A 6,000-nucleotide genomic window follows, 5' to 3' on the forward strand; every position below is an offset into this window, starting at 1 on the left:
GACGTTTTTAAGATCGGTAGCGAATGACCGAGTTGAGCCCAATGCGGACGTTCGGATGCAGTACAAAACCAGATACTGTTGAACTCAAAACACTGAATGTGACTTCAATTAGAGACACGAAGAACGCCACGTTGTTAAGTTCACGAAATTATCCAGTTAGCCTGAAAATTAGACGCTCCTTCTAAAGGCAGCTTCCAACCAAGCCTGAATGACTTGAAAAATCTGATCTATGCGTAAAACTCAAAGCATGAGTGTGTATTTTGATGAAATGTTCAACGGCGATGGATCGCTCAGAGGTCCATACGAAGAGATCGGCCGCTGGTTCAATGCGGAAGACGCATCACGACTGAGGGCGAAACAGCGCGAAGCCGAAGAGGTTTTCAGGCTGACGGGTATAACTTTTAACGTCTACGGCAAAGCCGAGGCCGAGGAACGCCTGATACCGTTTGATATCGTGCCACGAGTCATTTCAACGCGCGAATGGCAGCGGCTGGAACGCGGTATCGAACAGCGGGTGCGGGCAATCAACGCATTTCTACACGACATTTATCACCGTCAGGAAATAGTCCGGGCCGGGCGTGTGCCGGCTGAAATGATTGCCGGAAACGAAGCGTTCCTGCCGCAGATGCTTGGTGTCTCACCGCCCGGTCAGGTTTATACGCACATTGTCGGCGTCGATCTGGTGCGAACCGGACCAGACGAATTTTTCGTTCTGGAAGACAATGCCCGCACACCATCCGGGGTCAGCTATATGCTGGAGAACCGGGAGACGATGTTAAAGATGTTCCCCGAACTTTTTAGCGCGACCAATGTGCGGAATGTTTCTGACTACCCCCGCAATCTGAGACGGTCTCTCGCAGCCTGTGCACCAGCTTGCGCAGACGGAGAACCCACTGTCGCGGTGTTAACCCCCGGCATTTATAACTCAGCCTATTACGAACATGCGTTTCTTGCTGATCAAATGGCCGTGGAATTGGTCGAAGGCCACGACCTTCGCGTTGTCGACGGGCGCGTCTGTATGCGCACCACCAGAGGCTACAAGCCCATCGATGTGCTTTATCGCCGGGTTGATGACGACTTCTTGGATCCACTGAATTTCAACCCTGACAGCGCATTGGGCGTGCCAGGCATTCTGGACGTTTATCGCGCAGGCGGCATCACGATCGCGAACGCTCCCGGAACGGGTATTGCCGATGACAAGGCGATCTATTCCTACATGCCAGAGATCGTTGAGTTCTACACAGGCGAAAAGCCTCTGCTGCAGAATGTTCCAACCTGGCGATGTAGTGACCCTGTCTCGCTGTCCTATGTTCTGGACAACCTGTCCGAACTTGTTGTGAAAGAAGTGCATGGGTCTGGCGGTTACGGTATGTTGATTGGCCCAACCGCCAGCAAAAAAGAAATTTCCGCATTCCGGGATAAGCTCAAGGCGCGGCCGGCGAATTATATCGCTCAGCCGACCCTGTCTCTTTCAACGGTTCCAATCTTCGCGCGTTCGGGGCTGGCCCCCAGACATGTCGATCTAAGGCCGTTTGTTTTGGTGTCTCCCGACGGGATCAAAATCACACCCGGTGGATTGACCCGCGTAGCGTTGAAGAAAGGCTCACTGGTCGTAAACTCGAGCCAAGGCGGCGGGACCAAAGACACCTGGGTTCTGGAGGACTGACCATGCTGGGAAAAACTGCTGGTGGGTTGTTCTGGATGTCCCGATACTTGGAGCGCGCGGAAAACACGGCCAGGCTGCTGGAGACAGGTCAAAGGATGGCGTTGACCCGGACTAAGAACTCCGCCGAAGAATGGGGGTCGGTTCTGAAAACGGCCGGAGTTCTGGATGGATACCACGCCAAGTACGATGATATTACCAAGGACAACGCTGTTGATTGGGTGTTGCGAGACGCGGATAATCCATCCTCGATCAAGTCGGTTATCAAGCAGGCACGAGACAACGCGCGCCTTGTTCGGACGGCACTGACCCACGATGTGTGGAGTGCCGTAAACGCGACTTGGATGCAGATTGACGAGGTCATGAAACGCCGCGTGAATGAGCGGGATTTGCCTGCGACGCTGGAACTTATTCGCCAACAGGCGGCTCTGGTTCGCGGTGCCACCTTGGGAACAATGCTGCGCAATGACATTTTCGACTTCACCCGCATTGGCACATTTGTCGAGAGGGCAGACAATACTGGGCGCATTCTGGACGTGAAATACTATGTTCTGCTGCCCACTGCCTTCTCGGTCGGCTCGTCACTGGACAACATCCAATGGGAAAGCATCCTCCGTTCTGTCGGCGCTGGCGGTGGGTATCGAATGACCCATGGTGAGAAAACCCGGCCGTCTGACATTGCGCAGTTTTTGATCTTGGATCAGCGGATGCCTCGCAGCCTTCACTTTTGCTGCAGAAAGATCCAAGAGAACCTGTCATACCTGAAGAAAGACTATGGCTTTGCCGGACCTTCCTGCGAGGCGTCAAACGCTCTCTACGAGAAATACCTGGATCAGAAGATCTCGGATATCTTCGAATTCGGTCTTCACGAATACATTCAGGACTTTCTAACCGACCTCGGCAACTTAAGCCATCAGATCGAGATTGATTACCGGTTCTACGAGTAGCCAATGAAACTGCACATTCGACACGAGACACGATACGATTTCGACGCGCCGGTTCCCTTCGGGCTGCAGCAGCTGAGGAAGACGCCAAAGTCATTTCGCAATCAAAGCATTGAAAGCTGGAACACCGAAATCACCGGCGGGCGCAAAGAACTGACGTTTGAAGACTACCATCGCAACACCGTGGAATTGATCAGTTTCGAAACAAACACCCAAAGTATTTCGTTGATCTCCGAAGGTGTTGTTGAGGTGGAAGACACCAATGGCATCTTGGGGCGTCACGAAGGGTCGACGCCCTTGTGGCTGTTCAAAAGGGGAACCCAGCAGACAACGCCGGGAAAAGGGGTTGCCGAACTGATAGCCGCATTACCCAAAGGCGAACCGCTGGAGCAGATGCATGCTCTGTCCGAAAAAATTCGAGTTCAGGTCGCGTACGAAATTGGTAGTTCGCACCCGGGCTGGAGCGCAGAAGATACCCTCAAAGCTGGGCGCGGCGTGTGTCAGGACCACACGCATATCTTCGTTACATGCGCGCGACAGATCGGAGTGCCAGCGCGCTATGTGTCCGGTTACTTGATGATGAACGAAACGGAACTGCAAGACGCGACCCATGCTTGGGCAGAGGTGCATTTGGACGGGCTTGGCTGGGTCGGATTTGACGTGTCAAACGGGATCTCACCTGACGATCGTTACGTCCGCGTTGCAACCGGGCTGGACTATGCCCAAGCAGCACCGGTAATAGGGAACAGAATTGGTACAGCGGGCGAGCAATTGACAGTGCAGTTGCAGGTCGCACAGCAGTAACGGAGAATTTGATGACCTATGCTGTGGGCATGCGGCTGAATCGCGGGCTGGTGTTCATGTCCGATACGCGCACGAATGCAGGCGTGGACAATGTTTCGACCTTCAACAAGATGTTCAATTGGACAGTCGAGGGGGACCGGTCGATCACAATCCTAACAGCCGGAAACCTTGCGACCACTCAGGCCACAATAAGCCTTCTGGAAGAGCGTACAAAAGTGCCGGAAGAACGCTCGCCGTCCATACTGGAAGCGCCGACAATGTTTCAGGTTGCGCAACTGGTCGCGGCGACATTAAACGATGTCATTGAAGAGCACGCCCGGTCCGGTCAACAAGCCGATAGCGCCTTTCACGCGACACTCATTCTAGGCGGCCAAATCAAAGGCGGCCCGTCGCGCCTGTTTCTGATCTACCCTGAGGGCAACTTCATCGAGGCCGGTGATGACACCCCGTTCTTTCAGATCGGAGAGACAAAATATGGTCGCCCGATTCTGGTGCGCGCCTATGATCCGGAAATGAGTTTCCCAGAAACCGTAAAACTCTTGCTGGTCAGCTTTGACTCGACAATTAAGGCCAATTTGTCTGTCGGAGCTCCGCTTGACATGCTTCTCTACGATGAAGACAGCCTTGACGGCGGTACGCGGTCAAGATTCGAAGCTGACGACCAGTACTTTCGCAGTGTTTCCGATGGATGGGGTGACGCGTTGAAATCGGCCTTGGCCAAACTTCCAGAATACAGATTGGGGCGAAAGTCAAACGATTGAGCGTTCGCTTTGTCCGCAGAGTGGTCGTTCGGATGTACTGCAGCGAAGGTCCGCATCGAGCCCAGATCAGACTTAGTGAGTTTTAGTCTTAAGCTAATATCACTCATCCCTGAGGTGAGTACCAGATCGGCGACGTATAGGCCCTTTCTTGTATAGACCGAGGGGCTTAAAGTCTCCTGTGTTTGGTCCATTGGACCCATTTTTTGGAAAACGCTCTGACTGATGCCGAGCAGATGGATTTGCCCCGTTAGGGCGATTGGGAGAAAATCCCGGTGAACACGCAATGGCTAAACTAGAGGGATCAATAGCCTACTTTTTAGTACCTTTGCTTACAGGTCAGCGTGATTTAGTGTTTATTTACTTATGCTTAATTACCACTTTCTCCACTCGCATTGGAGTGAAGGAAGGCCAAGCCGTCTAAGCGACCCGATCAACACTGACCAAGCGAAACCTGTATGCTCAACTGAGGGAGGGGTTTCGCTCAACTGAAGGAGTGGTAACGCTTGTTAGTTCACAAGACGGAGGGTTAGCGCCTGTGTGTTCCAAAGAGGAAGGGTTAATGTCATTTCCAAATGTGTGCGGGACAGAAAGCCAGCCACCGGACAGCCAAAAGGCTAGGGGGCAGTGTTGTCGCTTGATAGGGAGAAGGGTGGTCAAAAACTGACGCATCGAGAGACTACGACCACCCTGAACAGCATCACGCCGATTTAGACATGTTCGACGGCTGCCAACTTTGCCACGATGTCATCGGCCTGCAGGTGGGTGTAACGCATCAGCATCCGCAAATCCCGATGTCCGCTGATCATTTGGACCTGCACCAACGATAACCCGCTTTCCACAAAGCGGGACACGGCCTCGTGCCGAATATCATGAAATGTAAGGTCAACCACACCTGCACGTTGTCTGAGGCGTTCAAAGGCCAATCGCACAGAGTTACCAGACAGGGGGAAACAACGGTCCTCTCCGCGTGGCAGGCCCATCAATACGGCAACGGCATTCGGGCTGAGAGGCACTGTACGGGCGCGACCGTTTTTTGTTTGCGGCAAGAACACTGTCCGACGCTCAATGCCTACATGCCTCCATTGTATCGACAGCAATTCACCGCGTCGCATCCCGGTCTCCAAAGCCAGCGTCAGCAACGGCTTCATAAAAGGAGACCGAGCTTGGTTCACGGCACCCAACAAAGCCTGCCATTCTCCCTCCTGCAATCGCCTCTCGCGGCGGTTGTCGATCTTGGGTCGCCGGACAGGCTTGACCGGGTTCCCCTGTGGCAGGTTCTGCCCCCAATCCTCGCAGGCGACATCAAGGGCGTGCTGCAGCCAACCCAGTTCCCTCACCACAGTCGCCGCCTTCATGGATTTAATGCGCTGGTCACGATAGTGGACAAAGTCAGCGGATCGCAGCTTGTTGACCTTCCTGTTGGCTAGCTTGGAGTACTTCCGCAGCACACTCACCGAGTGTCATCTCGGATGCGCTCACACTGAGGGTTGGGGTAAGCAATCCTCTGTCCGCGCTCAACTCCGTCTCTCGCGCCCACTTCGCCGCATCAGCACGCTTTAGAAAGGACTTAGATCGGGATTGCCCATCCTTCCTAACCGTCGCCTGCCACTTTCCGCTAGGCCGTTTTACGATTGTTGCCATGGCCCATATCTCCTGTTTTGGAGACATCTTTTCTGTCTAAGTGCAGCGGAGGCGCAGCGGACACAGCTTCATACGCATCACAGCTATAGCTGCTAGTCGCGTAAGACTTTGATACAATGTGGGGAAAGGATGGTGGGTGATGAGAGACTCGAACTCCCGACATCTTCGGTGTAAACGAAGCGCTCTA

General features: G+C 53.6%; 5 protein-coding genes and 1 pseudogene. 4 read left to right on the top strand and 2 right to left on the bottom strand.

Annotated features, from left to right (window positions below; translation table 11 throughout):
- Nucleotides 1-247 precede the first annotated feature (247 nt).
- From GS636_RS08850 to GS636_RS08865, 4 genes are read left to right on the top strand one after another with little or no spacing between them, the layout of a single operon-like run.
- A complete protein-coding gene (locus GS636_RS08850; RefSeq protein ID WP_171669179.1) occupies nt 248-1,666 on the top strand; it encodes a circularly permuted type 2 ATP-grasp protein in 1,419 nt (472 codons plus the stop codon).
- Nucleotides 1,667-1,668: 2 nt separating this feature from the next.
- The gene (locus tag GS636_RS08855) at nt 1,669-2,610 is read left to right on the top strand and encodes an alpha-E domain-containing protein (RefSeq protein ID WP_171669180.1); all 942 of its coding nucleotides are present in this window, start codon (nt 1,669-1,671) and stop codon (nt 2,608-2,610) included.
- A 3-nt stretch (nt 2,611-2,613) separates the two neighbouring features.
- A complete protein-coding gene (locus GS636_RS08860; RefSeq protein WP_171669181.1) occupies nt 2,614-3,411 on the top strand; it encodes a transglutaminase family protein in 798 nt (265 codons plus the stop codon).
- An 11-nt stretch (nt 3,412-3,422) separates the two neighbouring features.
- The gene (locus GS636_RS08865) at nt 3,423-4,172 is read left to right on the top strand and encodes a peptidase (RefSeq protein ID WP_171669182.1); all 750 of its coding nucleotides are present in this window, start codon (nt 3,423-3,425) and stop codon (nt 4,170-4,172) included.
- A 103-nt stretch (nt 4,173-4,275) separates the two neighbouring features.
- Here the strand turns inward: GS636_RS08865 and GS636_RS22880 are convergent.
- Both GS636_RS22880 and GS636_RS08870 read right to left on the bottom strand, forming a co-directional pair.
- A pseudogene (locus tag GS636_RS22880) lies at nt 4,276-4,335 on the bottom strand (DUF3604 domain-containing protein); the annotation flags it as partial.
- 544 nt (nt 4,336-4,879) lie between these two features.
- A complete protein-coding gene (locus GS636_RS08870; RefSeq protein WP_216602857.1) occupies nt 4,880-5,626 on the bottom strand; it encodes a site-specific integrase in 747 nt (248 codons plus the stop codon).
- Nucleotides 5,627-6,000: the final 374 nt, after the last annotated feature.

The organism is Ruegeria sp. HKCCD4884 (assembly GCF_013110855.1).
Lineage (GTDB): Bacteria > Pseudomonadota > Alphaproteobacteria > Rhodobacterales > Rhodobacteraceae > Ruegeria.